The 25,979-nt window shown below is 64.2% G+C and carries 27 protein-coding genes; 15 read left to right on the plus strand and 12 right to left on the minus strand.

Annotated features, from left to right (window positions below; genetic code table 11):
* Positions 1–53 precede the first annotated feature (53 nt).
* From DOM57_RS17570 to cysZ, 4 genes are all read left to right on the plus strand, one after another.
* On the plus strand, positions 54–653 hold the full coding sequence (locus DOM57_RS17570; protein WP_110650486.1) for a ZapG family protein: 600 nt from the start codon (positions 54–56) through the stop codon (positions 651–653).
* Between the two features lie 94 nt (positions 654–747).
* On the plus strand, positions 748–2,979 hold the full coding sequence (uvrD, locus tag DOM57_RS17575; RefSeq protein ID WP_110650487.1) for a DNA helicase II: 2,232 nt from the start codon (positions 748–750) through the stop codon (positions 2,977–2,979).
* A 125-nt stretch (positions 2,980–3,104) separates the two neighbouring features.
* Positions 3,105–3,839: a phosphate signaling complex protein PhoU gene (phoU, locus tag DOM57_RS17580; RefSeq protein WP_110650488.1), complete on the plus strand. Its 735-nt coding sequence runs from the start codon at positions 3,105–3,107 to the stop codon at positions 3,837–3,839.
* A gap of 86 nt (positions 3,840–3,925) precedes the next feature.
* Entirely contained in the window at positions 3,926–4,654 is a 729-nt protein-coding gene (gene cysZ / locus DOM57_RS17585; protein WP_110650489.1) for a sulfate transporter CysZ, read from the plus strand.
* Here the strand turns inward: cysZ and DOM57_RS21860 are convergent.
* Complete coding sequence (locus tag DOM57_RS21860) at positions 4,605–4,973, minus strand: hypothetical protein (protein WP_162619582.1); 369 nt, start codon at positions 4,971–4,973, stop codon at positions 4,605–4,607. The two genes, cysZ and DOM57_RS21860, sit on opposite strands and share 50 nt — an antisense overlap.
* Between DOM57_RS21860 and DOM57_RS17590 the strand changes: the two genes are divergently transcribed.
* Both DOM57_RS17590 and DOM57_RS17595 read left to right on the plus strand, forming a co-directional pair.
* Positions 4,972–5,583: a superoxide dismutase gene (locus DOM57_RS17590; protein ID WP_110650490.1), complete on the plus strand. Its 612-nt coding sequence runs from the start codon at positions 4,972–4,974 to the stop codon at positions 5,581–5,583. The genes DOM57_RS21860 and DOM57_RS17590 overlap by 2 nt on opposite strands.
* Before the next feature lie 140 nt (positions 5,584–5,723).
* Positions 5,724–6,782 (plus strand): siderophore-interacting protein, encoded by a 1,059-nt coding sequence (locus tag DOM57_RS17595; RefSeq protein ID WP_162619583.1) that lies wholly within the window; start codon positions 5,724–5,726, stop codon positions 6,780–6,782.
* A gap of 75 nt (positions 6,783–6,857) precedes the next feature.
* Here the strand turns inward: DOM57_RS17595 and phoR are convergent, their stop codons facing one another.
* From phoR to DOM57_RS17615, 4 genes are all read right to left on the minus strand, one after another.
* The gene (gene phoR / locus DOM57_RS17600) at positions 6,858–8,180 is read right to left on the minus strand and encodes a phosphate regulon sensor histidine kinase PhoR (RefSeq protein ID WP_110650492.1); all 1,323 of its coding nucleotides are present in this window, start codon (positions 8,178–8,180) and stop codon (positions 6,858–6,860) included.
* 8 nt (positions 8,181–8,188) lie between these two features.
* Positions 8,189–8,878: a phosphate regulon transcriptional regulator PhoB gene (gene phoB, locus DOM57_RS17605; protein WP_110650493.1), complete on the minus strand. Its 690-nt coding sequence runs from the start codon at positions 8,876–8,878 to the stop codon at positions 8,189–8,191.
* Between the two features lie 139 nt (positions 8,879–9,017).
* Positions 9,018–9,893, minus strand: a complete 876-nt coding sequence (ubiA, locus tag DOM57_RS17610) for a 4-hydroxybenzoate octaprenyltransferase (protein WP_110650494.1) — start codon at positions 9,891–9,893, stop codon at positions 9,018–9,020.
* 224 nt (positions 9,894–10,117) lie between these two features.
* On the minus strand, positions 10,118–10,687 hold the full coding sequence (locus DOM57_RS17615) for a chorismate--pyruvate lyase family protein (protein ID WP_239496305.1): 570 nt from the start codon (positions 10,685–10,687) through the stop codon (positions 10,118–10,120).
* 100 nt (positions 10,688–10,787) lie between these two features.
* Between DOM57_RS17615 and DOM57_RS17620 the strand changes: the two genes are divergently transcribed.
* From DOM57_RS17620 to DOM57_RS17630, 3 genes are all read left to right on the plus strand, one after another.
* Complete coding sequence (locus DOM57_RS17620; RefSeq protein WP_110650495.1) at positions 10,788–11,990, plus strand: NAD(P)/FAD-dependent oxidoreductase; 1,203 nt, start codon at positions 10,788–10,790, stop codon at positions 11,988–11,990.
* A gap of 155 nt (positions 11,991–12,145) precedes the next feature.
* On the plus strand, positions 12,146–12,421 hold the full coding sequence (locus DOM57_RS17625; protein ID WP_110650496.1) for an HU family DNA-binding protein: 276 nt from the start codon (positions 12,146–12,148) through the stop codon (positions 12,419–12,421).
* Positions 12,422–12,529: 108 nt separating this feature from the next.
* On the plus strand, positions 12,530–12,886 hold the full coding sequence (locus DOM57_RS17630; RefSeq protein WP_110650497.1) for a hypothetical protein: 357 nt from the start codon (positions 12,530–12,532) through the stop codon (positions 12,884–12,886).
* Between the two features lie 117 nt (positions 12,887–13,003).
* Here the strand turns inward: DOM57_RS17630 and DOM57_RS17635 are convergent, their stop codons facing one another.
* From DOM57_RS17635 to trpB, 4 genes are all read right to left on the minus strand, one after another.
* Complete coding sequence (locus tag DOM57_RS17635) at positions 13,004–13,588, minus strand: YceI family protein (protein ID WP_110650498.1); 585 nt, start codon at positions 13,586–13,588, stop codon at positions 13,004–13,006.
* A 108-nt stretch (positions 13,589–13,696) separates the two neighbouring features.
* A complete protein-coding gene (locus DOM57_RS17640) occupies positions 13,697–14,410 on the minus strand; it encodes a pirin family protein (RefSeq protein WP_110650499.1) in 714 nt (237 codons plus the stop codon).
* A 188-nt stretch (positions 14,411–14,598) separates the two neighbouring features.
* Positions 14,599–15,417 carry a tryptophan synthase subunit alpha gene (trpA, locus tag DOM57_RS17645; RefSeq protein WP_110650500.1) on the minus strand — a complete coding sequence of 273 codons (819 nt, stop codon included), beginning with the start codon at positions 15,415–15,417 and terminating at the stop codon, positions 14,599–14,601.
* A complete protein-coding gene (gene trpB / locus DOM57_RS17650) occupies positions 15,414–16,634 on the minus strand; it encodes a tryptophan synthase subunit beta (protein WP_110650501.1) in 1,221 nt (406 codons plus the stop codon). Before trpB ends, trpA begins: the two co-directional genes overlap by 4 nt.
* A gap of 211 nt (positions 16,635–16,845) precedes the next feature.
* On the opposite strand from trpB, the gene DOM57_RS17655 reads away from it, so the two are divergent.
* Entirely contained in the window at positions 16,846–17,790 is a 945-nt protein-coding gene (locus tag DOM57_RS17655; RefSeq protein ID WP_110650502.1) for a LysR family transcriptional regulator, read from the plus strand.
* Here DOM57_RS17655 and nanR read toward each other — a convergent pair.
* Positions 17,784–18,521 (minus strand): transcriptional regulator NanR, encoded by a 738-nt coding sequence (gene nanR / locus DOM57_RS17660; RefSeq protein WP_110650503.1) that lies wholly within the window; start codon positions 18,519–18,521, stop codon positions 17,784–17,786. The genes DOM57_RS17655 and nanR overlap by 7 nt on opposite strands.
* An 86-nt stretch (positions 18,522–18,607) precedes the next feature.
* Positions 18,608–19,669, minus strand: a complete 1,062-nt coding sequence (locus DOM57_RS17665; RefSeq protein ID WP_110650504.1) for a Gfo/Idh/MocA family protein — start codon at positions 19,667–19,669, stop codon at positions 18,608–18,610.
* Positions 19,670–19,865: 196 nt separating this feature from the next.
* Between DOM57_RS17665 and DOM57_RS17670 the strand changes: the two genes are divergently transcribed.
* The 5 genes from DOM57_RS17670 to DOM57_RS17690 all read left to right on the plus strand — a co-directional run bounded on the left by DOM57_RS17670 (position 19,866) and on the right by DOM57_RS17690 (position 25,075).
* Positions 19,866–20,597, plus strand: a complete 732-nt coding sequence (locus tag DOM57_RS17670) for a D-apionate lactonase family protein (RefSeq protein ID WP_162619584.1) — start codon at positions 19,866–19,868, stop codon at positions 20,595–20,597.
* Positions 20,587–21,834 (plus strand): D-apionate lactonase family protein, encoded by a 1,248-nt coding sequence (locus DOM57_RS17675; protein WP_110650506.1) that lies wholly within the window; start codon positions 20,587–20,589, stop codon positions 21,832–21,834. The genes DOM57_RS17670 and DOM57_RS17675 overlap by 11 nt, the downstream gene beginning before the upstream one ends.
* A 172-nt stretch (positions 21,835–22,006) precedes the next feature.
* The gene (locus DOM57_RS17680; protein ID WP_110650507.1) at positions 22,007–23,359 is read left to right on the plus strand and encodes an MFS transporter; all 1,353 of its coding nucleotides are present in this window, start codon (positions 22,007–22,009) and stop codon (positions 23,357–23,359) included.
* A 34-nt stretch (positions 23,360–23,393) separates the two neighbouring features.
* Positions 23,394–24,194, plus strand: a complete 801-nt coding sequence (locus tag DOM57_RS17685; protein WP_110650508.1) for a sugar phosphate isomerase/epimerase family protein — start codon at positions 23,394–23,396, stop codon at positions 24,192–24,194.
* Positions 24,191–25,075: a phosphogluconate dehydrogenase C-terminal domain-containing protein gene (locus tag DOM57_RS17690; protein ID WP_110650509.1), complete on the plus strand. Its 885-nt coding sequence runs from the start codon at positions 24,191–24,193 to the stop codon at positions 25,073–25,075. The genes DOM57_RS17685 and DOM57_RS17690 overlap by 4 nt, the downstream gene beginning before the upstream one ends.
* Before the next feature lie 9 nt (positions 25,076–25,084).
* Here the strand turns inward: DOM57_RS17690 and DOM57_RS17695 are convergent, their stop codons facing one another.
* Positions 25,085–25,978, minus strand: coding sequence for an oxygenase MpaB family protein (locus DOM57_RS17695; RefSeq protein WP_204353020.1), 894 nt, complete (start codon positions 25,976–25,978; stop codon positions 25,085–25,087).
* Position 25,979: the final 1 nt, after the last annotated feature.

Raw genomic sequence — 25,979 nt, forward strand, 5'->3', positions numbered from 1 at the left:
CTGAATAGTTACGATTTAATTTACTTTTCATTAATTTAAGAGGCGGCTGATTTATGGAGAGCATTGGCGTAGGGCCCTGGATCGCCATCGTGGTGGCGGTGGGCGCCGTCGGCGTACTGGTCGGTTACTGGCTGGGCACCCGGTTGGGCGGGCACAACACCGAACCGATGCGCGAACTCACGCGTGAGCACAAAGCCTACAAGGACGAAGTGCGCGAGCATTTCCAGCAGGTTTCCGCGACCATGACGCGCATGGTCGAGGATTATCGCGAGATGTATCAGCATGTCGCCAAGGGCGCCGAGAAGCTCGCCGACATGCACCACGAAACCGTGATCGAGCCGCCGCCCAAGCCGGAAGCGATCACCCAGGATGCGCGCGCTTCCAGCGACGAATCCCCCCGGAGCGCTGACCCGGCGAAGCCGGCGGCCAAGACGCCGGATAGCGCCGCCGCATCGTCCAAGAGCGATGAGCCGCGTACGACTGGCGAGGCTTCCCGGGCGCAGCAGACCGACACCGCCGACGAGGCACAGACGACGGCCCCGACGCCCGACTCGACCCGTCAGGCTGCCGGTTCTCAAGCGACATCCGCCAAGCAGCGTCCGCAGGATGCCGCCATCCGCGCTGCCGCCGAGGACGCGGCGACCAGACGATGACCAAGCGGTAACCAGGAACGCCGATCGAAGCGGGGGTTGCCGGCTATGGTAGACTGCGACGTCACCTTTACTCAGCAGGCCCCGCTCGATCTCCATGGATGACGTTTCGGCACTAATCGACTCTCTCAACGCCGCCCAGCGGGAAGCCGTTGCCGCGCCTCCCGGCAACATGCTGGTACTGGCCGGCGCCGGTTCGGGCAAGACCCGGGTGCTGGTGCATCGCATCGCCTGGCTGATGCAGGCCGAGGGCGTCTCCCCCTATGCCATTCTGGCGGTGACCTTCACCAACAAGGCCGCCCGCGAGATGCGCACGCGCCTCGAGGCGCTGCAGGGTGTCTCCCTGCGCAACATGTGGGTGGGCACCTTTCATTCCATCGCCCACCGCCTGCTGCGTACCCACTGGCACGATGCCCGCCTGCCGCAGCATTTCCAGATCATCGACAGCGACGATCAGCTGCGCCTGATCAAGCGCCTGCTGCGCGATCACAACGTCGACGACGAACGCTATCCGCCCAAGCAGGTGCAGTACTTCATCGGCGGCTGCAAGGAAGAGGGCCTGCGTCCGCAGCAGGTGCCGGCCCACGGCGACGCCTACCTGGCCAGGATGGTCGAGCTCTACGAGCTCTATCAGCTGACCTGCGAGCGCGGCGGGCTGGTCGATTTCGGCGAGCTGCTGCTGCGCAGCCTGGAGCTGCTGCGCGATACCCCGGCACTGCTCAAGCACTATCGCGAGCGCTTCGGCCATATCCTGGTCGACGAGTTCCAGGATACCAATACGCTGCAGTACGCCTGGCTCAAGCTGCTGGCGGGCGCTGATGGCAATGGAAGGAGCGATGACAATCGCGCCTGCATGACGGTGGTCGGCGACGACGACCAGTCGATCTACGGCTGGCGTGGCGCCCGGGTCGAGAACATCCGCCGCTTCGAGAGCGAGTTCCCGAACACCCGGACCGTGCGGCTGGAGCAGAACTATCGCTCCACCAGCGCCATTCTGGATGCCGCCAACGCGCTGATCAGCCATAACAGCGGACGCATGGGTAAGGAGCTGTGGACCGCGGGCGAGGCCGGCGACAAGATTTCGGTCTATGCCGGCTTCAACGATCTCGACGAGGCGCGCTTCATCGTCGACACCATCGGCGAGCAGGTGCGCAACGGTTTTGCCCGGCGCGAGATGGCGATTCTCTACCGCTCCAACGCCCAGTCGCGGGTGATCGAGGAGGCGCTGATCCGCAGCGGCGTGCCCTATCGCATCTATGGCGGCCAGCGCTTCTACGAGCGTCTCGAGATCAAGAATGCCCTGGCCTATCTGCGCCTGCTGCTCAATCGCGAGGACGACGCTTCGCTGGAGCGGGTGATCAACGTGCCGGCGCGTGGAATCGGTACGCGCACGGTGGAGATCCTGCGCGCGCGGGCGCGCGACGCCAGCGTGTCGCTGTGGCAGGCACTGCACGACAGCATCAGCGACGGCACGCTCAAGGGCCGCGCGGGCAACGCCGTCAACGCCTTCGCCGAGCTGATCGAGCGGCTCGACAACGACACCGCCGGCATGGCGCTGCACGAGATCGTCGATCATGTGATCCAGACCTCCGGACTGGTCGAGCATCACCGCAGCGAAAAGGGCGAGAAGGGCCAGGCGCGGGTCGAGAACCTCGAGGAGCTGGTCAACGCCGCGCGGGCTTTCCAGCAGGGCGAGCCGTTCGATCTGCAGGAAGCCGGCGAAGGCGCGGCGGCGCTGGAGCCGTTCCTCGCGGAAGCGGCGCTCAACGCCGGCGATCACGAAGCCGACGAGTTCGAGGACTGCGTGCAGATGATGACGCTGCACTCGGCCAAGGGGCTGGAGTTTCCGGTGGTGTTCATCGCCGGTGCCGAGGAAGGGCTGTTCCCGCACAAGATGTCGCTGGAAGAGCCCGGTCGCCTCGAGGAGGAGCGCCGGCTGTGTTACGTCGGCATGACCCGCGCGATGCGCAAGCTCTACCTGACCTACGCCGAGATCCGCCGCCTGCACGGTCGCGAGACGCTGGCGCGGCCGTCGCGTTTCCTGCGCGAGATACCCGAGGAGCTGCTCGAGGAGGTGCGCCTGCGCGGCCAGGTCTCGCGACCGCTCACTTCGCGTCCGGAAGTCGGCCTGTCGCACCAGCAGGGCGTGGCGGCGAGCGGCGACCTGCCGTCGTTGTCGCTGGGCCAGCGGGTCAGTCACCCGATGTTCGGCGAAGGCGTGATTCTCGACGCCGAGGGCGAAGGCGCGCGGGCGCGCGTCCATGTCAGTTTCGAAGGCGAAGGCGACAAGTGGCTGGTGTTGGGTTTCGCCAAATTGACGCCGCTCTGACGCCACGCTAGAGCGGCTCACGATACCGTCATCGAATTGACATACTTTTGTGCCAAGATGATGCGATAGGTCGTAATACGTCCAGTATCCGTCGCGCTGCCGTTTCGCCACCCCTGGAGTCATGCATGGATATCACCAGCGATACCCACAGCCAGCACATCTCTCAGCAGTTCAATCAGGATCTCGAGACGCTCAAGACCCAGCTGATGGCCATGGGCGGGCTGGTCGAGAAGCAGCTGCAGGAAGCCGTGACGGCGCTGCTCGAGGGCGACAGCCAGCTGGCGACCCGGGTGCGAGACAACGACACCAGTGTCAACGACATGCAGCTCAAGATCGACGAGGAGTGCACGCGAATCCTGGCGCGTCGCCAGCCGGCGGCCTCCGATCTGCGCCTGGTCATCGCGGTCATCCGCGCCACCAACGATCTCGAGCGCATGGGCGACGAGGCCAACAAGATCGCGCGTAACGCCATCGACCTGATCGACGCCGGACGGATACCCCAGGGCAGCATCGAGATTCGCCACATCAGCGAGCACGTACGCAACATGCTGCGCGATGCGCTGACCGCCTTTGCGCGTTTCGATACCGAACTGGCGCTCAAGGTGGTTCACGAGGATGCCTCGGTGGACAGCGAATACACCACCGCCATGCGCTCGCTGGCGACCTTCATGATGGAGGATTCGCGCTCGATCGGTAGCGTACTGAACGTGATGACCGTGCTGCGGGCGCTGGAGCGCATCGGCGATCACGCCGACAACCTGGCCGAACACGTCATCTATCTGGTCAAGGGGCGCGACATTCGCCATACCCCGATCGACGATCTCGACCAGGAAGCGCTGGGCAAGTCCGGCAAGCGTTGAGTTTGGGTCCGTGTTCGCACACGACGCCGGCCAGACTATGGTAGCTTGTTGATCACGCAACGCATTGTCTGGTTGACGGAAACTGCATGATCTACTCCCTTCAAGCGATTGGCCGCGGCACGCGGTTGGTTCTCGAGCCCGGATTGCGACGTTTCGTCATCGGGCCGATCGTGGTCAACCTGCTGCTCTACGGCGGCACCATCTTCTATCTGATCGAGAACTTCGGCGGCTGGCTCGATTACGGCATGCGCCAGATACCCGACTGGCTCACCTGGCTGGAGTGGCTGATCTGGCCGCTGCTGGTGATTGCGCTGGTGCTGATCGTGTTCTTCACCTTCACCCTGGTCTCGAATTTGATCGCGGCACCGTTCTACGGTTTTCTCGCCGAGAAGGTCGAGACCCGGCTCACCGGGCGGCCACCCAGCGATGAGCGTGGCCTGATCAAGGCCGGCATCGATGCACTGGGCCGGGAACTGGTCAAGCTGGGCTACCTGCTGCCGCGCATGGCGGTGCTGTTCCTGCTCGGTTTCGTGCCGGGACTGAATCTGGTCACGCCGTTTCTGTGGGCGGCATTCTCCGCCTGGATGATGGCGATCCAGTATCTCGACTATCCGATGGACAACAACCAGGTCGGCTTCACCGACATGCGCCGCCGCCTGCGCGCGCGCTGGTGGCCGACGCTGACCTATGGCGCCTGCATGTCGGTGGCAACCTGGGTGCCGCTACTCAATCTGGTATTGTTGCCCGGCGGGGTCGCCGGCGCGGTCATGCTGTGGGATCGCTATTACCGATCCCTGCCCGTCGTCGCTCGTTGAGGATCATCCATGCGTAGCGATCACCACGGATTTCTGGTCTGGTGGTTGGCAGCCAGGGGTTGAAAGCCAAGCCGTAACACGCCATATAATGAAAATAATGACGACGAGGTTTATCGAAGCCGCCGGATGCAACGAAAGCCTTCGAACCGGAATGCAAGTCTTCGAAAAACCTCTTCGATTTCAGGGCGATGAGTTGTACCGGCAACGCCATGCAGGGTTGAGGCCCGCTTGACACAGCAACGCGTTGATCACTATTTTTAATCACCTGCGAGGCGCCCACATCGGGTAACGCCTCCCCACGAAAGGGAGTTTTGATCATGGCTCATAGCTTACCGTCGCTACCGTACGCCTACGACGCGCTGGAACCCAAAATCGATGCAATGACGATGGAGATTCACCACACGCGTCACCATCAGACTTACGTCAACAACCTCAACGCCGCGCTGGAAGGGACCGGTCTCGAGGACGTGCCGGTCGACAAGCTGATGGCCGATATCGAAAAAGTCCCGCAGGACAAGCGCCAGGCCGTCATCAACAACGGCGGCGGTCATGCCAACCACTCACTGTTCTGGACCGTGCTGTCCAAGGACGGCGGCGGTGCGCCGACCGGCAAGGTGGCCGAGGCGATCGACAGCGAGCTGGGTGGCTACGAGAACTTCAAGGAGGAGTTCAAGAAAGCCGCCGCCGGCCGTTTCGGCAGTGGCTGGGCCTGGCTGGTGGTGACTCCCGAGAAGAAGCTCAAGATCACCAGCACGCTGAACCAGGATAGCCCGCTGATGGATGGCCTGACGCCGATCCTCGGCCTGGACGTGTGGGAACACGCCTACTACCTGAAGTATCAGAACAAGCGTCCGGATTACATCGCGGCCTTCTTCGACGTGATCAACTGGGACGAAGTCAACCGTCGCTACGCCGAAGCCACCGCCTAAACGGCAACCGCGGCTTCGGGATGCCTCCGCCCCTCGGCGGGGGCATCTTGCGTTACCTTCCCTCCACCGGCTTTTCTGTTAGGCTGGCGCTCTCGGCGACTCGCCGTTCTCCGGTCCATCCCGCAAGACGATTCGACATCATGACTGCACTTCGCTGCGACGCCACATTGACGTTCACCGATGCAAATAATTTTCAATCGCGCCTGAAAGCGTTTCTGGATGAGTACGATGTGGCCTATCGATGCGACGACCGCCAAGTCGCCGTCGAATTGCCGGGCGGCGAAGCACGCTTTTCGGTCGTCCGGGCCGGCTTGCATCTCGAGGCCGAGGCCGGCGCCCGTGACGGTCTCGAGACGTTGCGTAGCATCATCGAGCACTACGTGGCGCTGTTCGCCGGAGACAATGCGCTGCCGCTGCATTGGCATGGCGACGTCGTCGCGGCGCCGACCTTCGCCAATTTTCGCGAGATGCGGGTGACGCAGGTCGAGGATCTCACGCCGAGCATGCGCCGGCTGACGCTTGCCGGCGAAGACCTGGCCCGCTTCGACCATGCCGAGGAGTGGCACGTGAGGCTGCACTTCCCGCCCGAGGGCATCGCGCGGCCCCAATGGCCGCGTCCCACGGCGGAAGGCGGCATCCAGTGGCCGCCGGAAGATCAGCGTGCCGAGATCCGCTACTACACCATTCGCCGGCTGGACGTCGCCAAGGGCGAAGTCGAGATCGACTTCCTGCTGCATGCCGCACCCGGCCCGGGTGGCGATTTCGCCCGCCGCGCCAGACCCGGCGACGTCTGCGGCATGGCGGGCCCCTACGGACGCGGCGTGGCCGAGGCCTCCCACTATCTGCTGGCCGGCGATGAAACCGCGCTGCCGGCCATCTCGCGGCTGCTGGAGACGCTGCCGGCCAGTGCCCGGGTCGAGGCCTGGCTGGAGGTGGAATCACCGCTCGACGAGCTGGCACTGCCGCTACCCGATCACTGCCATGTCAGTTGGCGCCACCGCTGCCGCGGCCGTGCGCCCAGCGAGCAACTGGCCACGGCGATCGTCGAGGCGATGCCGGACGAACGCGACGACCTGTTCGTGTGGTTCGCCGGCGAAGCGGAGGTCAGCCAGCGCCTGCGCAAACGGCTCAAGCAGGAGTTCGGGCTGAGGAAGGGACAGCATCTGGTGACGGGCTACTGGAAGCGTGAAGCTCACTGAGTCCGCTCCAGTGTGATGCCGAACCGATATTGCATCTTGAATCGGTTGCGTACCGTCGCAGTGCAGCCGCTGCCTTCACGATGCCGATGCCGCGACCAGGCGCGAGGCGGGGAAGACGCAGCGAAAGCGAGCGCCCTTGCCTGGGCGGCTGACGATATCGAGGCGGGCATCGTGGCGCAGCAGCACGTGCTTGACGATCGCCAGGCCCAGGCCGGTTCCGCCGGTGGCGGCGCTACGGCCCTTGTCGATGCGATAGAAGCGTTCGGTGAGGCGTGGGATGTGTACCGGGTCGAAGCCCTCGCCATTGTCCTCGACCTCGACCGCGGCACCGTCGTGCCATGGCTTCCAGCGCAGAATGATGGTGCTGCCTTCCGGCGTGTAGCGCACGGCGTTGAATACCAGATTGGAGACCGCGCTGCGCAGCTCCTGGGCATTGCCGAGCAGCCGGCGTGGCTCGCCCACTTGCAGTTCGAGAGTCTGGCGACCGCCGCTGAGCCCGCGGGCGTCCTCGATGATGCTGGTGAGCAGGGCCGCGACATCGAGTGTGCCGCGATCGTCATCGGGGCTGTCGATCTCCAGACGCGACAGCAGCAGCAGATCCTCGACCAGATTCTGCATGCGCGTGGTTTGGCTCTGCATCTGGTTGAAGCCGCGCTGCCAGCGAGCCGGCAGCTGGTCGGCATGGTCGGCATAGGTTTCCAGATAGCCGGCCAGTACCGTCAGCGGTGTGCGCAGCTCATGCGAGACGTTGGCGACGAAGTCGCGGCGCATCATTTCCAGCTGATGCAGGCGCGTGACGTCGCGCACCATCAGCAGCCGCTCATCGTCGCCAAATAGCGTGATATGAAACTGCAGCGTGCGGTTGTCGTGGATCGGCGACGGCATCAGCAGCGGTTCGCGGTAGTCGCGGCCATTGAAGTAGTCGATGAAGCGCGGGTCGCGTATCAGGTTGGTGACCGGTTGGCCGCGATCGTGATCGGGTTTCAGGCCGAGCATTTGGGAGGCGGCACTGTTCCACCACTCCAGATCGCCGTGGGGATCGAGCATCACTACGCTGTCGCGCATCGCCTCGCAGGAATCCTGGATGCGGCGGAGGATGTCGCGCAGCCGTTGCTGTAGCTGACTCTGCGCCTTCTGATAGGTATACAGCCGGTCGAACAGATCGCCCCATACGCCGGTGCCGGGCGGGGGTTCCTCGCGCGGATGGCGCAACAGCCAGACATAGAGCAGACGCACGTGGCGCAGATGCAAAAAGACGTAGAGTCCGAGCCCGGCGGCCAAGCCCCAACCCAGGCCGGCGGCCAGATTGCCACCCAGTTCGCCGAACAACAGGCCCAGCGCACCGAGCCCGAAGAGCATGTAGCCGAGGCGCCACAGTTCGTTGATCCAGTAGCGCACGCCGTGACTTACTCCCTGGTCGAAAAGCGGTAGCCGGTGCCGCGTACGGTCTGGATCAGGTGCTGATGCGCCTCACCCAGGGACTTGCGCAGCCGGCGGATATGCACGTCGACGGTGCGTTCCTCCACGTACACATTGCCGCCCCAGACCTGATCGAGCAACTGGCTGCGCGTATAGGCGCGTTCCTGGTGCGTCATGAAGAACTGCAGCAAACGGTATTCGGTGGGACCGATTTCCAGCGCGCCGCCGTTCGAGGTCACCCGATGGCTGGTGGGGTCGAGTCGCAGGCCGTCGACTTCGACCGCCTCTTCGATGCCGGGCGGCGTGGCGCGGCGTAGCACGGCCTTGAGCCGTGCCACCAGCTCACGCGGCGAGAACGGCTTGGTGATGTAATCATCGGCGCCGGCTTCCAGACCTTGGACCTTGTTGTCCTCCTCGCCCTTGGCGGTGAGCAGGATGATCGGCATCTCGGCGGTGGCTTCCTCGCGCTTCAGACGGCGGGCCAGCTCGATGCCGCTGGTGCCGGGCATCATCCAGTCGAGCAGGATCAGGTCGGGCTTGTGATCCAGCGCCATGGCGTGAGCGGTCTGGGCGTCTTCCGCTTCGATGACACGGTAGTCGGCCATCTCCAGCGCCACGGCGATCATCTCGCGGATGGCGTCTTCGTCGTCAACGATGAGTACGGTCTTGGAGCTCATGCACATGCCTCGAGTGAGCCGCCGGTTGGCTTCCCGCATGGCGCGAATAGCGCAATGGGGTGCCTCCGGCCGTGACAGAACGGTGACGATTACATCGTGAAAAGATGACAATCATATGACAGGCGTGCCAGCGAACCGCCTAAACGACCGGCCAGAGGGTCAGCACCAGGCCGGTAAACAGCAGTAGCCCCGACCAGAAATTGTTGAGAAAGGCGCGGAAGCAGAGTTCGCGCTCGCGCTCACGGATCAACCACTGCTGGTAGACGAAGGTTGCCGCCATCGCCGCCAGGCCGAGCCAGAAGAAGCCGCCCAGCCCCATCCGGCCGCCGACCCAGGCAAGCAGCGCCAGGGTGGCGAGCTGCAGCAGGCCGATGATCGTTTTGTCCCAGCGTCCGAATAGCCGGGCGGTGGACTTGACTCCGATCTTGATGTCGTCGTCGCGGTCGACCATGGCGTATTGGGTATCGTAGGCGACCGTCCAGGCGACGTTGGCGATCAGCAGCAGCCAGGCCTCCAGCGGCACCTGGCGCGCGACCGCCATGAACGCCATCGGAATGCCCCACGAGAACGCCATGCCCAGCACCACCTGGGGCAGATGCGTGTAGCGCTTCATGAACGGATAGATCGCCGCCAGCGCCGCTCCGGCGAAGGAGAGCAGCACGGTAGGCAGATTGGTGAAGCAGACCAGCACGAAGGCCAGGATCACCAGGCCGACGAACAGGATCTTGGCCTCGCGCTCGCTGATGCGCCCGGTGGCCAGTGGGCGTTCGCGGGTACGTTTGACGTGGCCGTCGAAGTGGCGATCGGCATAGTCGTTGACCACGCAGCCGGCGGCGCGCATCAGATAGACCCCGAGCACGAAGATGATCAGGATACGCCGCTCGGGCAGGCCTCCGGCCGCCAGCCACAATGCCCACAGCGTCGGCCACATCAACAGCCAGGTGCCGATCGGCTTGTCCAGCCGGGTCAGTCGCAGAAAATCGGGCAGGCGGGCGAGGCCGCGAGGGCTGGGCATGGCATTCTCCGAAACGGCAGGGCCTGAGAACCTGTCTACGATCTGCTGCGCGTCGGCCAAACATTGTTGAAAACACTTTCGGAATGCTCATTTAGCCCCATGTAAACTCTGCTTCCTCAAGTGTTTTCGCCTCGTTTGGCTCTAGCTCGCGAGATCGTAAACAGATCCTGAAATCAGTCACTGACTGTACTGCAGACTGATTTTGCTGCAAATAACAGGGACAGTTAAGGAAGCGCTGAATAAAGTGGCAACCCCAGATCCTCGGCCATCTCGCGCCGGAAGCACTCCTGCACCAGCAAGCGGACGTCGCCGTGGCGAAAACGCGAACGACGCAGCCAGAGTCCGTCGGCAGCCGGCGAGACCCGGGCCAGCTCGATCGGGCCGCGTTCGAGATCGGGCTGGGCGAACAGCCAACTGCCCAGGGAGCGCTCGCCCAGCGTGCGCAGTCGTCGGCAGCCGGCGCGATCCAGCGGCGCGATCGAACGCGCGGCGACCCAGGCGCGGTCCCCGCTCATCAGCATCACTTCGCGAATCCAGGCGACGCGGCCGGGCGCCAGGCCCAACGCCCGCGCCTCGTCATGGCGTGGCGCCTCGACGCCCTGGTGCAGCAGCTTGACCCGGAACGGTCGCCGCGAGGCGGCGATCAGGCGCGCGGTCAGCGAATCGGTCGAAGCGATCCAGCGCCACCAGGCAGCTTCCATGCGCGGGCGCTGCACGGCGGCGGGTGTCCAGCGCATCCAGCGCCAGGACTGCTCGGAGGGTGAAAAGGGATGACAATGGCAGGCTGGGGGCACGCGAGACTCCAAAACCGAACAACGCCGTCGCGCCGCGGGGAACGATGGATGGCACGCCCTAGTGTACCATGGGTGCCTGTCTTGACCGACCGATCCCGCTATGAACGCTCGAACCCGCACACCCGAATCACTAACGATCATCGGCACCGGCATGGCCGGCCTGGGACTGGCCCGTGCGGTGCGAAGCCGCGACGCCGAATGCCCGATCACGTTGATCACCGCCGACAGCGGCGACGACTATGCCAAGCCGCTGCTCTCCAGCGCCTTCGCCAAGCGGCAGACGCCGGATGCGCTGGTGATGCGCGATGCGGTGGGCGTTGCCGAAGCGCTGCGGGCCCAGGTTCGCATACACACCCCGGTGGAGGCGATCGACACGCTCAACCGCCGGCTCAGGATCGGCGCCGAGCAGTTGCCTTATGACCAGCTGGTGCTGGCGACCGGCGCGGCCCCGTGGCAGCCGTTCGCCATCGATTCTCTCCTGCGGGACCGGGTATTCCAGATCAACGATCTCGACGATTACCGCCGTTTTCGGGCCACGCTGGATCGTCATCCCGGGCAACAGGCCCGCATCGCCATCATCGGCGCCGGCCTGGTGGGTTGCGAGTTCGCCAACGATCTGCACAGCGGCGGCCACCGGATCGCGCTCATTGCCCCGGAGGCAACACCGTTGCCGCGGCTGTTGCCGCCCCCGCTGGGACAGGCGCTGGCCGAGGCCTTCGACGGCGCCGGCATTCGCGGTTACTTCGAGCGCAGCGTGGCAGCGCTCGGCGACAACGACGGAGAGGTGGTTATCACCCTCGACGACGGTGATCGGCTCGAGGCCGATCTGGTATTGATCGCCACGGGGCTGCAGCCGCGCACGGCGCTGGCGGAAGCGGCAGGGCTGGCGGTGTCGCCGGCCGGCATTCTCACCGACCGTTATCTTGCCACCAGCGAGGCGAATATCCACGCGCTCGGGGACGTTGCCTGTGTCGACGGGCTCAATGCTCCGGGCAACGGCCTGAGTGCGATGTACGTGCAGCCGCTGCAGGCGAGCGCCAAGGCGCTGGCGGCCACGCTCACCGGCACGCCGACTCCGGTGCGTTACGGCGCCTGGCCGGTCATGGTCAAGACACCGCTGTTGCCGGTCGCCGCACTGCCGCCGCGTCAGACGCCGGCACGCTGGCGCATCGAGGGAGAAGCGGGTGATTTCAGCGCTTTCGCCGAGGACGAAACGGGGCGCCTGCTCGGATTTGCACTGACTGGGCGCTGCGTTCGGCGTAAAGTCGAACTGGCGCGAGCGGCCCCCCCATTGCTAGGCTAGCCACGGTGGCTGCCGGGCGCATGAGTCATGAATCGTTACATAAGGCTGGACAAACCGCGCCCCGGACGGCCTATTATGCGCTCGGAGGGCATCTTCCCTCATCGAGAACAACAATGCGTGTCAGGTGACGCCATTGCCAAACCAGGAGGGGCTTTATGCGTAAGCCAGAACTCGCTGCGGCGATTGCCGAGCGTGCGGATCTTTCGAAGGACAAGGCCAGTCAGGTGCTCAATGTCATCATCGACGAGATCACCGAGACAGTTTCCAAGGGTAACGATGTGACATTGATCGGCTTCGGCTCGTTCACGGTTCGTGAGCGTGCCGCGCGTACGGGCAAGAACCCGCAGACCGGCAAGCCACTGGATATTCCCGCCAGCAAGACCGTGGCCTTCAAGCCCGGCAAGGCACTCAAGGACGCCGTCAGCAAGTAAAGGCAGCTTTGGTTCCTGTCACTCATTCGATAGTGAGTGAAACCATCGCCGATCCGCCCGCCGGCGGGTCGGCATTCTCCGATTCCGATAGGGTTCGCGCAAAATAGCATGAAGCTCAAGTTGATGCTGTGGTGGCTCGGCGTGATGCTCAAGCGAGCCCGCTCCCGCAAGGCGGCGTTCCGCGAAGCGCTCGAACGCCTGCAGCGTTTCGATTGGGGCGTGGCAACAGAAGATCTGTCGATCGCACGCCACTACCGCATGACCCCGCAGACGATCGAAAGCCACAAAGGCTTACCGCTGGATCTGGCCCTCGAACTGCGCTTTCGCGACGCCGATAGCGCCGTGCAGTTCCTGCGCAAGCCGTCCCAGCGCGCCTTCCGTGAAGGCCTGTTCGACGGCCGCTTGCGGTTGGTCGGCGACTCCCGCGATCTGGAGCGACTGCAAGGTTTGCTCAAGCATTTGTAAACCTCCTCCCAAGCGGTACCGAAAGAGATGACGAAAACCGCCCATCGAAACCGGAACGGTCTCGATGGGCGGTTCTGCATGGTCGAGCCGAGAGCCGGCCCGGCTCGGATGGCGTCGTTATTCTGCCGCTTCGGCCTCGCTCGAAATCTCGATACGGACATCGTCACCGACGTTGGGGACATACTGGTCCAGGCCGAAATCGCTGCGCTGAATGACCGTTTCGGCATCGAAGCCGATGGCCGGTACCTTGGCCATGGGATGCGTGCCCGCCTTGTTCAGGGTGGCGTGCAGTACCACGGGCTTGGTAATGCCCTTGATGGTCAGGTCGCCATGGACGTCATACTGCTGATCGCCTGTCGCTTCGATCCGCGTGCTCTTGAAGGTGGCCTCGGGGAATTTCTCGACATCGAAGTAGGACGCCTCGAGGAACTCCTCGGTCAGCGCCGGGACGCGGGTATCCACCGTTTTCACCGGGATACTGACCTCGACGCTGGATTGTTCCACGTTCTGGTCATCGAACTGGATGGTGCCCTTCACGTCGCTAAAGCTTGCGGTCGGGTTGGAAAACCCGAAGTGGTTCCAGGACACCACCACACTGGTATGGGCGGGGTCCATCTGATAGGTCGTGGTATCGGCCATGGCGTTGGCACTCAGGGTGCCGGTGAGCAGGGCCAGGGTCAAAGCCGCCTTTTTCAACATCATCGATCGCTTCCTCAAGGGTTGTCTTGATATCACGTACGGGTTTGCTTGCAACAGTCGTGGCCGCCCCGCTGCCGGGGCAGCCACGATAGACATGACGGTCCTTACCGCCTATTGAATAGTGACCGTCGGCAGATCGAACACCAGCACTTCCGCGTCCTCGCCTTTTTCCAGCGTCACGCCGGGCTCGTTGTCGAGCATCAGCGCATCGCCGCCTTCGAGCGCCTGGCCATTGACCGTGAGCTTGCCGCGCACCACATGCACGTAGGATTGACGGCCGGAGGCCAGCGGCAGCTCGGCGCGTTCATCGCCGTCGATCAGCGACGCATAGATGAAGGCGTCCTGCTGCAACTGGAGCGAGCCGTCGCGGCCGTCCGGCGACAGGATCAGACACAGGCGGCCGCGTTTGTCCGCTTCGCTGAAGTCCTTCTCGTCATAGCGTGGCGTGAGATTGGCTTCCCGCGGGAACAGCCAGATCTGCAGGAAGTGCACCGGCTCGCTCGCCGAGTGGTTGAACTCGCTGTGCTGGACGCCGCTGCCCGTGGTCATGATCTGCACCCGGCCCGGCCCGATCGACGACCCGTTGCCGAGGGTGTCTCGGTGTGCCAGTTCGCCGCTCAGCACGTAGGAGAAGATCTCCATGTCGCGATGACCGTGCTGGCCGAAGCCCTGACCGGGGGCGACGCGATCCTCGTTGATCACCCGCAGTACGCTGAAGTGCACGTGCTTGGGGTCGTGGTAACCGGCAAACGAGAACGAGTGATAGCTCTTGAGCCAGCCGTGATCAGCGTAGCCGCGTTCCCCGCCGGGGCGAATCGTCAACATGGCATGTCTCCTTTCGGTGGCGCCGGGAAACCAACATCGGGTTGGTGGCGCGATGGAGATAGCTTATGCATCGAAATAATCGCATACCATCGCCTTTTTACGCATGAATCAATGCATAAAAACGAAAGGTCGAGAAAGCCCCAAGCGTCACGGCGCAGTCGTTTGTCGGTCTCCTCGAGATATCTCGGTCAACGCACTATCGTGATAGCTTCGGCCAGTTCACGCGTCAGCGCCAATGCTGCCTCGGTGCCCTGCGTAGCGAGCGTTTCGACCAGCGCGCTGCCGACGACCACCGCATCCGCCGTTCTGGCTACCGCTGCCGCCGTTTGTCCATCGCGAATCCCGAAGCCGACGGCGATGGGCAGGGTCGTGTGGCGCTTGAGTTCGCCGACTGCGGTCTCCAGTCGATCTTCCATGGCCATATGTCGGCCGCCGGTGATGCCGTTGTAGGCGATGCGGTAGACGAAGCCGTCGCCCTGGGCGAGAAGTCCTGGCAGCCGTTCGGCGGGAGTCGTCGGCGCCACCAGCGGAATACGCGCCAGGCCCAGATCCCGCGCCTTGGCCGTCAGGGCGGCACCATGTTCTGGTGGCAGGTCGACCAGAATCAGGCCGTCCACGCCGGCATCGGCGGCCGCTTGCAGAAAGCGGGATTCGCCGAAGCGTTGGATTGGGTTGAGGTAGCCCATCAGCACGATTGGCGTATCGTCATCTACCTGGCGAAAATCGCGCACCATCTCCAGTGTGCGAATCAGGGTATGGCCGTTCGCCAGCGCCCGCTGACCGGCACGCTGGATCGCCACGCCGTCGGCCATCGGATCGCTGAACGGCATGCCCAGTTCGATGATGTCGGCACCCGCCGCTGGCAGGCGTTCGAGCAGGCGGCGGCTGGTGTCGGCATCGGGATCGCCGGCCATGACATAGGTCACCAGCGCGGCGCGATCGACTTCGCGCAACGTCGCGAAGCAGCGCGCCAGGCGGGTATTCGAAAGCGCTGAAGCCGTATTCATTGCGGATTCTCCCCGAGATGGCGAGTGATGGTTTCCATGTCCTTGTCGCCGCGACCGCTCAGGCAGACCACGACGATCTGGTCCGGGCCCTGCGTCGCCGCCAGGCGCCCGGCGTGGTACAGCGCGTGCGCCGATTCCAGCGCCGGCAGAATGCCCTCCAGGCGGCAACAGAGACCGACGGCTTCCAGCGCCTCGTCGTCGGTCACCGCCACGTAGCTCGCCCGGCCGCTATCGTGCAGCCAGGCGTGCTCGGGGCCGATGCCGGGATAGTCGAGCCCGGCCGAGATCGAGTGGGCGTCACGGATCTGGCCGTCGTCGTCCTGCAGCAGATAGGTGCGATTGCCGTGCAGGATGCCGGGCGCACCGCCGTTGAGACTGGCAGCGTGGCGACCGCTCTCCAGTCCTTCTCCGGCCGCTTCGACGCCGACCATGGCGACCGTCTCGTCATCGAGGAAGGCGTGAAACAGCCCCATGGCGTTGGAGCCGCCACCGACGCAGGCGATGAGCGTGTCCGGCAGGCGGCCCTGCGTCGCCAGCAGTTGCTCGCGGGTCTCGCGGCCGATCACCGCCTGGAAATCCCGCACCATGCGCGGGTAGGGCGCCGGCCCGGCCACCGTGCCGATGATGTAGAAGGTGTCGTCGACGTTGGCGACCCAGTCGCGCAGGGCCTCGTTCATGGCGTCCTTGAGCGTCGCCGTACCGGCATGGACGGGCACGATCTCGGCGCCCAGCAGGCGCATGCGCTGCACGTTGGGCTGCTGGCGCTCGATATCGGTGGCGCCCATGTAGATCACGCAGGTCATGCCGAGACGTGCCGCCACCGTGGCCACCGCGACGCCGTGCATGCCGGCGCCGGTCTCGGCGATCAGCCGCCGGCGCCCCATGCGTTGCGCCAGCAGCGCCTGGCCCAGGGCGTTGTTGATCTTGTGCGCGCCGGTGTGATTGAGATCCTCGCGCTTGAGATAGATTCGGGCGCCGCCGAAGTGTTCGCTCAGGCGCTCGGCAAAATAGAGCGGCGTGGCACGCCCGACATAGTCGCGTCCGAGTTCGGCCAGTCGGGACTGAAATTCGGGGTCGGCACGGGCCGTGTCATAGGCGGCCTCGATCTCACCGATCAGCGGCATCAGGGTCTCGGCGACGTAGCGCCCGCCATAGCCCTTGATGTCGCCGCCGAAAAAGCCGTCGGCGTCGGGAAATGCGTCTGTGTACGTTGTCATGGCGGTTTCCGGTCGATGCGATGATGACAGCCTAGGCTGGCCGCGCGCCGGAAAAAATCGATAAACTCTCCCTGATCTGTGAGAAAAATTCACATGAAAGAGAAGTGTTAAGAGGAAAGTAGTAAAAAGAAGTAAGAAGTAAGAAGTAAGAAGTAAGAGGTAAGGAGTAAGTAAGAGACGGGAAAGACAGAAAACAGGGAGATTCATCGGTATGCCGACACTGCCTTCGCTCAATGCGTTGCGCGCCTTTGAAGCGGTCGCCCGTCTCGGTAGCGTCACCGCCGCCGCCCGGGAGCTGCACGTCACCCACGGCGCGGTCAGCCGCCAACTGCGTTCATTGGAGTGCCACTTCGACACCGCGCTGTTCGACAAGGCCGGTCGTGGACTGGCATTGACCGCTCATGGTCGCGAACTGCAGCGCACCGTGGGCGAAGCCTTCCTGCGTCTGAACGAAGGCTGCGCGGCGCTCAAGCGGCGTCTCGACGAGGCGCCGTTCACCCTGGCCTGCCCCGGCAGCCTGCTGGCGCGCTGGTTGATCCCGCGCCTCGATCGGCTCAATGCCGACCTGCCCGAGCTGCGCCTGCGGGTGGTTTCCAGCGAGAACGAGCTCGATCCGCGTCGCGAAGATGTGGATGCCACGCTGCGCTTCGCCGCCCCGCCCTGGCCCGATGACATGGTGGTGATTCCGCTGATCCCGGAACGCATCGTCGCCGTGGCGGCGCCGGCGGTCTGGACGACGGCCTCGAAGGGTTCGGCCAGGGCGATGCTCGAACGGCTCACGCTGCTGGATACGGCCTCGCGCCCAGAAGCCTGGCCCGAATGGGCGGCGGCCATGGGCGTCGATGACGAGGCGCTGGCCGCGGCCCGATCGGGGGGACGCACGTTCGAACATCTCTACTATCTGCTGGAAGCGGCATTGGCGGGGTTGGGCGTGGCGATCGCTCCGGAGCTGCTGGTGGCGACGGAGATCGAACAGGGACGGTTGGTCGCGCCCTGGCCGGCGGTGGAGACCGCCGCCTCGCTGGGGCTGTGGCTGGCGCCCGGCGTCGATGGTCGGCGTAGCGAGCGGCTTGCCGAATGGCTGCGACGCGAGCTTGCACTCACCTGGATGGGGAGTGACTCGGTGGAGAGTGAGCAGCCGTCGAACGCTCAGTGACCGTCGCTCTCATCGAGAGAGGCGGCGCGCTGACGGTAGAGCTCGCTGGCGCGGGTGAGATGATCGTGCATCGCCTGCTCCGCGGCGTCGGGATCGTTATCGGCGAGACAGTCGACGATTCGACAGTGCTCGCGGACGGAGACGTCCTCCGCCCCGCGGAAGCTGACGATGCCCAGATGGTAGTCCTTGAGCCAGTGCAGCATGGCGCGCGCCGTCGCCGAAAAGATCGGGTTGCCGGTCATGTCGGCGATGGCGCAATGAAACGCCATGTCACGTTCGATGAAGGCGTCGCCGTGCTGGCTCTGCTGCATTTCGTCGATCAACTTGCGCAGTTCGTCGATATCCTCGGGCATTGCCCGTTCCGCGGCCATGCGGACCATGCCGGCTTCGAAGAACACGCGGGCCTGCTTGAGGTGGTCGATATTCTCGGCATCGTCGTCTAGCAGAAAGCGGGCGGTGGTATCGAACTGGGAGATCATCGAGTGCACGGTGACTTCGCTGACCCTGGCACGCTCACCGTGATTGATGGTGATCCTGCCCATCGAGGCCAGTTGCTGCATGGCTTCACGAATCGCCGGCCGACCCACGCCGTAGAGGGCCATCAGTTCCCGTTCGGGGGGCAACTGATCGCCGGGTTGCAGCTTCTGTGTACGAATCAGCGTCAGCAGGCGTTCCAGGACTTCATCCGATAGCTTGCGTCGGCGGATCGGTCCCGTCGCGGTGTCGTTCATGAAATATCCTATCTTCGAAGGCAAATGGCCGTCGGTCGAGCCAATATCGGGAGCCAAGGATAGCCGCTTCGACGATCGGGATCATCTCAGCGACCCCAGCGTTCGGGAACGACGATCTGATGTGTCGCCGCCGCACGATAGGCCGCGTCGACCAGCGCCAGGGTATTGAAATTGTCATCGCCCCGGGTCTCGACCGAACGCCCCAGTCGCTGCGCCTCGAGCCAGTCGGCCTGAAAGGCGAGAACGCTCTGCTGGATCGGAAACCACGGCGATTCGCTCCACGCGGGCGGCTCGGGCCGAACGTCCCGTACCGCGCATCGACCCTCGGCGTCGTGAATTTCCAGCTTGAAGTCCTGACGCAATCGCAGCGAGCCGCGATCGCCGTCGACCTCGATCAGACTCTGAGGGAAGGGATCGTCGGCAAGCCGGGTAGCGTAGCTGCAGTCTACCACGGCGGTCACGCCATCTTCGTGGCGCAACATCAGCGTGGCGACGTCCTCGCCGTTGATCTCGGGATTGACCCGCGTGGTCTCGCAGCCGAGCCGTTCTACCTCGCCGAAAAGCGCGCGAGCGATATCCAGCACGTGAATGCCCAGGTCCTCGATGATGAAGCGCTCTACCTCGGCCAGATAGGGCTGGGCTCGGTAGACGTCGAAACCGCTGCGGTAGCTGATTCGGCCAAAGAACGGGCGGCCGATTTCACCGCTGCGCAGAGCCTCGATCGTCTGACGAATCGCCCGTTGCCAGCGGAAGTTCTCGTGAATACCGAGGCTTACGCCGCGATCGGCGCATAGCTCGATCAGCCGACGTGCCGTCTCCAGCGAGCCGGCAAAGGGTTTCTGGCAGATGATGGCGGCGCCGTGACGGGCCGCCAGCGGCACCAGCGTTGCATGGGCCTGCGTGGTCGTCGCGATATCCACGAAATCCAGCGTTCCGCTGAGCGCCGCGAACATCGTCTCGGCGTCGGTGAACGTATCTTCGATACCGAACAGCGCCTGAAAGCGGGCCAGCCGCTGCGGATCGCGGTCGCACAGCGCCACGATCTCCACGCCGGCGAGATCCTGCCATGCGCGCATCTGATTCTCGGCGAAGAAGCCGCAGCCGATCAGCGCACCTTGAAGCGTCTTCCCTGGCTGTTCATTGCTCATTCGCATGGCTCCGCTGAACGTGTCGCTTTATGCCGGTATCGAGCAAGCGAATTGCTCGGATGAGTGACAGAGGGTATTTAATCGCTCTGATGTGGTCATGTCATCATACCAAAGGTCGAATGACGCTCCGCGCGAAACCCGCCATCATCGCTTCAGGAAGCCCCAGCGGCGGGCCGACGGGAGCGGGCGAATGACGATGAGCGATCCACTGGCGACAGGCCGTTACGGCACGGCGACCGTCGAACCGGCCTTGCAGCCTATCGCGCTGGGCGAGCTGTCGTTTGCCTGGCAGGCCGGGGCGCTGCGCTGGCTGCGCTATGGAGATGTCGAGCTCGTCCGCGGTATTGCGGCGGTGCTGCGGGATCCGCAGTGGGGTACGTTCACACCGCTCGTCGATGATGAGCGGATGGTGCTTTCCGATAACGTCGCTACGCTGATCCAGGCATTCCATCTGCCGCGGGAGGGCGGCGGCGATCCGCCGCTTCACGGACGGCTGAAGGTCGCGGCCACCCGGCGTCGGATCGCGGTCACGCTGGCACTCGAAGCGTGCGCCGCGTTCACCACCGCGCGCAGCGGCCTGAGCGTGCTGTTGCCGCTGCAGGGCTTTGCCGGCGCGCCGGTCGAGGTCACGCACGCCGATGGCCATTGCGAAGCGGCCAGACTACCTCGCCTGATCAGCCCATCGCAGCCGCTGTTCGATATTCGCCGGCTGCGTCTGGCGCCGGCTCCTGGGCTCGAGGTGCAGCTCGATTTCGAGGGCGACGTTTTCGAGATGGAGGATCAGCGCAACTGGTCGGACGCCTCGTTCAAGATCTACAACCGGCCGCTGGCCTGGCCGACCCCCTACGTGCTGGAAGCGGGGGCCGAGGTCACGCAGACGGTTACGGTCTCTCTGATCGATCCCGAGGAGTCGGGCCATGAGCGATGACTGCCAGACGATCCGGCTCGGCGATCCTCTGGCGCTGACTCTACCCTCGATCGGCTGCGGCGTATGGCTTAATCGTCTTCTCGACCTGGAACCGGACCTCGCACGCCTGGCGTGGCAGCTCGATAGCGTGGCACCACGCCATCTGGACGTGCTGCTCGACCTGCGCGATTCACAGGCGCTGGAGAGACTGCCCGGTGTGATGGCTCTCGCCGCCGAGCGGGGCGTGGCGGTTTGGCTCTACGTGGTCTGCGAGGATCGGGATCCCGCGCGGTCGCTCTCATCGTTGGCCAGGCGGCTGGAGAGCGTGCCAGGCGTCCCGGCGGGCATGCTGGTGACGCCGGCGGCGTATCTGAAGAGTTACCAACCGGATGGCGTCTGGCCATCGGGGGCGTCGCCACGCGAGGCGCTGGCCGCGGCGCGCACGCTCTGGCCGGGGCTGGCGCTGGGCGGCGGCGTGCCGACCTACTTCACCGAACTCAACCGCTGCCGCCCGGACCCGGCGGCGATCGATTTCATTACCCATGCCGTCTCGCCCATCGTGCACGCCGCGGATGATCGCTCGGTGATGGAAACCCTGGAGAGCGTGCCGGATATCGTCGCGTCCTGTCGTGCGCTGGCGCCAGCGGCGACCTATCGCATCACCACCACCGCCATCGGCGCCTGGACCAACCCCTACGGCGAGCGGCTCACGCCCAACGACGGCACGCAACGCGTGACACTCAGCGACAACGATCCTCGACAACGAGGGCAGTTCGCCGCCGCCTGGAGCCTCGGTTTCCTGGCTCGAGCGGCGCTTGCCGGCGTCGATTCGCTCACGCTGTCATCGCTCGGCCCGCCGTTCGATATCGGCGACTCACCGCTGCATCCGGTGGGACACGTGATCACGGGGCTGGCCCGGATGTCTGGCCAGACGCTATGCGAAAGCCCTTTCGAGATTGGTCCTCTCGAGATTGACCCTGTCGAAATTAGCAAGGTCAGAAAGCGCAGCGAAATCAGCGCATTGGCGACGTTGGCCTGGCAGACCGCGTTGCCGGCGATCAATGAAGCCTGGATCACGAATTTGACTGCTGAACCATTGGCGCTGGGCCTGAAGCGCATCGAAATCGTCGACGTCACGCTGCTCGAGTCGGAGCGCGACGGATTTCAGCCGACCCCCGAGTTGCGGCGCCGGCTGGAGGAGGGCTGCAGGATCGCCCTGCCGCCGTTGGCGATTCTCAGCGTCCGCTGGCGGGAGTGACCGCAGGCGGACCGCCGCCGGCCGAAGCGATCGCTTTAGACATGCTTCCAGATCTATCCGTCGTGTTCGAGTCGCCAATGTCACCGGCTCTACGACGTTTGCCGTATTGTCGCAGTGGTATGATGACATGATGATCGCATGACGACGCTAACGAACAGCGAGGGAAGCGATCATGAATCAAACAACAGTATCGGCGGTGGAGTCGTCGGCCATACGTAAGGTCGCGTGGCGCCTCGTGCCTTTCGTGGCACTGATGTTCTTCGTCAACTATCTCGATCGTACGGCGATCTCTTTCGCCGCGCCCAACGGTATGAATGTCGACTTGGCCTTGAGTGCGGCGCAATTCGGTTTCGCTTCGGGAATCTTCTTCCTTGGCTACATTCTGCTGGAAGTGCCCAGCAACCTGGCTTTGCACCGCTTCGGCGCGCGCAAATGGCTGGCCCGCATCATGGTTAGCTGGGGTGTGGTGGCGCTGTTGTTCACCTGGGTGGATAGCGCCGGTGGCCTTTACTTTCTGCGCTTCATGCTTGGTGTGGCCGAGGCGGGTTTCTTCCCCGGAGCCATCCTGTTTCTGAGCCTATGGGTACCGGCTCGCTACCGCAGCCGGATTCTAGCGCTGTTCTATCTGGCCCAGCCCTTGACCACGGTGATCGGTGCGCCGCTGGCGGCGGCATTGATTCAGCATGACGGCGCTTTCTTCGGATTGGCGGGGTGGCGCTTCATGTTCTTCGGTGTGGCGGTGCCGGCTATCGTGCTTGGCGTTATCGCTTGGTTCTATCTGGTCGATCGCCCGGCGGATGCGCGTTGGCTGGCGGCCGAGGAAAAGGCCTGGCTGACCGCCGAACTCGAAGGGGAATCCCGCAAGAAGATTGGCGCCAGTCATGAGAAGAAAGGTCTAAAACAGGCATTCTTTAGCGGTCGAGTATGGGCGCTATGCCTGATCTATTTCGGCTTCATCTACGGGCTCTACGCGCTGGCGTTCTTTCTGCCTACGATTATCGGCGGCTTCGAAGCGCAGTTCGGTACTTCGTTCGACCTGATGCAGAAGGGGCTGATCACGGCCATTCCCTACCTGCCGGCCGCCATCGTGCTCTATTTCTGGTCCCGCGATGCCACGCGCCGTGGGGTTCGCCGCTGGCATATCGCCCTGCCTGCCTTCACCGGTGCTGTCAGTGTGCCGCTAGCGCTTTTCATGGACTCGCCGGCCGCCACGGTGGCGATGATCACTATCACGGCGTGTTCGATCTTCGCCGCGCTACCCAACTTCTGGACGTTGCCTACTCGTTTTCTCGACGGTGCCGCGGCGGCAGCGGGCGTGGCACTGATCAACACCATCGGCAATATCGCGGGTTTTTCGTCCGGCTATCTGACCGGTGCGCTGCATGATCTGACCGGGAGCTACACGCTGCCGATGTTCGTGGTCGGCGGCTTCATGGCGATGGCGGGGGTATTGATGTTGCTGATCAGCCGTCAGCCGCGATCCGATATCTCGGCGGTTCGACAGACGGCGGCGACTCGGCATTGATGCACTTCAACCGACTGATCAGCAGGTGGCCAATATGACACTGGGACTGAGCACCTACGCATTCTTCTGGCGCGGATCGGACCGAGTCGAGGCGCCGATGTCGCTGGAAGCGATGCTCGAGGAGACGGCGGCACTGGGTGGAGACGTCTTCCAGATCTGCGACTATCCGGCGATCGAGACCTTCGACGAGGTGCGCCTGGCACAGCTGCGCGCGCAGGCCGAGCGTCTCGGTATCCGGCTTGAGCTCGGTACCAGGGGGATCGCGGCCGATTATCTCGGGCGCTATCTCGATATCGCCGAGTATCTCGATGTCTCGCTGCTGCGCAGCATGCTCTACGCGGGCGATGATCGACCGACCCTCGAGGGAGCGATTCGGCGGCTGGAATCGATTCTGCCGCGACTTCGCCGACAGTCGGTGACGCTGGCACTGGAAACCTATGAGCAAGTCGCCGTCGCCGAGCTGATGGGCGTGATCGAGCGCTTCGACGATCCGCTCGTCGGCGTCTGTCTCGACCCGGCCAACTGCGTCGCCGCGCTGGAGAGCCCCGAATCGGTGATTGCACGTACCGCCGAGCGAGTCGTCAACCTTCACGTCAAGGACTTCCATTTTACCCGCGCGGCCGGCTGGGTCGGCTTTCAGCTCACCGGCTGCCCGCTGGGAGAAGGACAACTGCCGTTCGACGCCATGATTCAGCAAGTCGACCCGGTGCCCCGCGGTATTTCTCAGGTCATCGAGCACTGGCTGCCCTGGCAGTCGGATGCGGCGACGACCTGCCGTCTGGAGTCCGAATGGACCCGGCATAACCTAGACTTTCTAAGGAGCTACACAGCATGACGCAGACATATCGATCGATCGCGCTAGTCGGCGCCGGCGGCAAAATGGGTATGCGCATTTCCGAGAACCTGCAGCGCAGCGATTTCAACGTGTACTACTGCGAGAACGCCCCGGAGGGCCAGCAGCGCGTGCGCGACGCGGGGAGAAACTTGTCGACCATCGATGACGTCATCGCCGACTGCGATCTGCTGATCCTGGCGGTGCCGGACATCGTGCTCGGCAAGGTCTCCGAGGCGCTGGTACCCAGGATGAAAGCCGGCGCGACGCTGCTGACGCTGGACCCGGCCGCGGCCTACGCCAACCTGCTTCACCAACGGGATGACGTTCGCTACGCGGTGGCGCATCCCTGTCATCCGTCGGTCTTCCTCGAGCGTTACACGCAGGAAGAGCATGCCGATGCTTTCGGTGGCGTCGCCGCGACCCAGTCGGTGGCGGCGGCCTTCGAAAGCGGCAGCGATGGGGAAAGGGCGGCGTTGGAGGCGGTGATCCGGGTGATGTACGCCCCGGTCGACGACGTGCACTGGATCACCGTCACCCAGCTGGCCTATCTCGAGCCGACGCTGGTGGAAACGGTGACCTGCATGCTCGGCACCTTCATGAAGGAGGCGCTGGACGAGACCGTCGCGCGTACCGGCGTGCCGCAGAAAGCCGCCGAGGCGATGCTCTTCGGCCATATCCAGATCGCGCTGGCGGTGGCGTTTCGCAGTACCAATCCGTTTTCGGACGCCTGCATGATCGCCATCGACTACGGACGGGAAAATATTCTGCGCGACGACTGGAAGAAGATCTTCGATCAAGCGGAACTCGACAAGGTGATCGCCCGCATGCTCAAGATCGACCGCGTCCGGCGCGACGAGGTGGCGCCGGAGACAAGTTCATGACATGAGGCTTCACGGCTGATTCGCCTGCTCCCGGGCCTGCATGCGCTCCATGGCGCGCCGATAGGAGCCGTTGCGCACCGACCAGCGCACCACCGGAGCGATGGTGCGAATGCCACTGCGCACGGCGTGACGCTCGAGTTGCGACATCTCCAGGCTCAGCAGCGTCGCCGCCCAGGGCGGTAGCAGATCGATGCCGGCACGCATGAACAGCGCGCCGACCGGGCGGATGACCGGACTCGGCGGCAGCGCATGCAGCAGCACGTCGATGACGTCGCGGGTGCGGGCGTCGCAGACCAGGTATCGCCGCTGACGTTCCAGATAGGCATCGATCGCCGCCCGCTTACGCGGAACGTCGCGTGCGCCCAGCGCCTCGGCCACGCGGGCGGTCTCGTCGAAGTAGCGGTCCTGCGCCTCGAGGCTCAACCGAGGGTTGCGGTAGCGCAGATGCGCGGCCAGGAAGCGGCTCATTTCGGCGACATGAACCCACACCAGCAGTTCAGGGTCGCTGGCCGCGTAGGGCGTGCCGTCGGCGGCGTGGCCGTGGACGCTGTCGTGAACCCGGCGCACCCGCTCGAGGATGCGTTCGGCGTCGTCGCGGGAGCCGAAAGTCGTCACGGCGATGAACTGACTGGTGCGGCGCAGGCGGCCGATCATGTCCTGGCGGAAATTGGAGTGATCCCACACCCCGGCCAACGCCAACGGATGCAGCATCTGCAATAGCAGCGCGCTGATGCCGCCGCACATCATCGAGGTGAAGTCGCCATGGACACGCCAGGCCACCGTGTCCGGCCCGAACAGGCCGGGATCGCCCTTGGGCTGGGTATAGTCGACGCCGCCGAGCGTGCGCCCGGTCAGATGGCTGATGCGATTCTCGATGGCGTCGCGCAGAGAGGTCAGGGGCATG

This window comes from Salinicola peritrichatus (assembly GCF_003206715.1).
GTDB lineage: Bacteria > Pseudomonadota > Gammaproteobacteria > Pseudomonadales > Halomonadaceae > Salinicola > Salinicola peritrichatus.

Coding starts and splice junctions, on each gene's coding strand:
- DOM57_RS17570 (WP_110650486.1), top strand. CDS start 54: ATGGAGAGCATTGGCGTAGGGCCCTGGATCGCCATCGTGGTGGCGGTG.
- uvrD (WP_110650487.1), top strand. CDS start 748: ATGGATGACGTTTCGGCACTAATCGACTCTCTCAACGCCGCCCAGCGG.
- phoU (WP_110650488.1), top strand. CDS start 3,105: ATGGATATCACCAGCGATACCCACAGCCAGCACATCTCTCAGCAGTTC.
- cysZ (WP_110650489.1), top strand. CDS start 3,926: ATGATCTACTCCCTTCAAGCGATTGGCCGCGGCACGCGGTTGGTTCTC.
- DOM57_RS17590 (WP_110650490.1), top strand. CDS start 4,972: ATGGCTCATAGCTTACCGTCGCTACCGTACGCCTACGACGCGCTGGAA.
- DOM57_RS21860 (WP_162619582.1), bottom strand. CDS start 4,973: ATGATCAAAACTCCCTTTCGTGGGGAGGCGTTACCCGATGTGGGCGCC.
- DOM57_RS17595 (WP_162619583.1), top strand. CDS start 5,724: ATGACTGCACTTCGCTGCGACGCCACATTGACGTTCACCGATGCAAAT.
- phoB (WP_110650493.1), bottom strand. CDS start 8,878: ATGAGCTCCAAGACCGTACTCATCGTTGACGACGAAGACGCCATCCGC.
- ubiA (WP_110650494.1), bottom strand. CDS start 9,893: ATGCCCAGCCCTCGCGGCCTCGCCCGCCTGCCCGATTTTCTGCGACTG.
- DOM57_RS17620 (WP_110650495.1), top strand. CDS start 10,788: ATGAACGCTCGAACCCGCACACCCGAATCACTAACGATCATCGGCACC.
- DOM57_RS17625 (WP_110650496.1), top strand. CDS start 12,146: ATGCGTAAGCCAGAACTCGCTGCGGCGATTGCCGAGCGTGCGGATCTT.
- DOM57_RS17630 (WP_110650497.1), top strand. CDS start 12,530: ATGAAGCTCAAGTTGATGCTGTGGTGGCTCGGCGTGATGCTCAAGCGA.
- DOM57_RS17635 (WP_110650498.1), bottom strand. CDS start 13,588: ATGATGTTGAAAAAGGCGGCTTTGACCCTGGCCCTGCTCACCGGCACC.
- DOM57_RS17640 (WP_110650499.1), bottom strand. CDS start 14,410: ATGTTGACGATTCGCCCCGGCGGGGAACGCGGCTACGCTGATCACGGC.
- trpA (WP_110650500.1), bottom strand. CDS start 15,417: ATGAATACGGCTTCAGCGCTTTCGAATACCCGCCTGGCGCGCTGCTTC.
- trpB (WP_110650501.1), bottom strand. CDS start 16,634: ATGACAACGTACACAGACGCATTTCCCGACGCCGACGGCTTTTTCGGC.
- DOM57_RS17655 (WP_110650502.1), top strand. CDS start 16,846: ATGCCGACACTGCCTTCGCTCAATGCGTTGCGCGCCTTTGAAGCGGTC.
- nanR (WP_110650503.1), bottom strand. CDS start 18,521: ATGAACGACACCGCGACGGGACCGATCCGCCGACGCAAGCTATCGGAT.
- DOM57_RS17665 (WP_110650504.1), bottom strand. CDS start 19,669: ATGAGCAATGAACAGCCAGGGAAGACGCTTCAAGGTGCGCTGATCGGC.
- DOM57_RS17670 (WP_162619584.1), top strand. CDS start 19,866: ATGAGCGATCCACTGGCGACAGGCCGTTACGGCACGGCGACCGTCGAA.
- DOM57_RS17675 (WP_110650506.1), top strand. CDS start 20,587: ATGAGCGATGACTGCCAGACGATCCGGCTCGGCGATCCTCTGGCGCTG.
- DOM57_RS17680 (WP_110650507.1), top strand. CDS start 22,007: ATGAATCAAACAACAGTATCGGCGGTGGAGTCGTCGGCCATACGTAAG.
- DOM57_RS17685 (WP_110650508.1), top strand. CDS start 23,394: ATGACACTGGGACTGAGCACCTACGCATTCTTCTGGCGCGGATCGGAC.
- DOM57_RS17690 (WP_110650509.1), top strand. CDS start 24,191: ATGACGCAGACATATCGATCGATCGCGCTAGTCGGCGCCGGCGGCAAA.
- DOM57_RS17695 (WP_204353020.1), bottom strand. CDS start 25,978: ATGCCCCTGACCTCTCTGCGCGACGCCATCGAGAATCGCATCAGCCAT.